Here is a 229-nt window from a genome sequence, read left to right as displayed (position 1 = left end):
GCCATAGCCGCAAATAATCACGTGGCCGCTTTGCTTCAGGCTCTGCGTGGCGATGCGCGTCATCTGCAACGACTGCATCATCCATTCAGTCGACGACAGCCGCAGCACGATACGGTCAGCATTCTGAATCAGGAACGGCGCGGCCAGCATGGAGAGCAGCATCGCCGCGAGAATCGCCTGCAACAGCGTGGCGTCGACGAGATGCTTGTCGAGGATCAGGTTCAGCAGC

Annotated in this window: 1 pseudogene; it reads right to left on the bottom strand. The window is 59.4% G+C overall.

Annotation, left to right across the window (positions count from 1 at the left end):
- Positions 1-229: pseudogene (locus SB771_RS37550) on the bottom strand (potassium transporter); the annotation flags it as partial.

Source organism: Burkholderia sp. SIMBA_051 (genome assembly GCF_046534915.1).
Taxonomy (GTDB): domain Bacteria; phylum Pseudomonadota; class Gammaproteobacteria; order Burkholderiales; family Burkholderiaceae; genus Burkholderia; species Burkholderia ambifaria.
The sequence above is the reverse complement of the archived record's forward strand: the minus strand, read 5'-3'. Positions and strand labels throughout refer to the sequence as shown.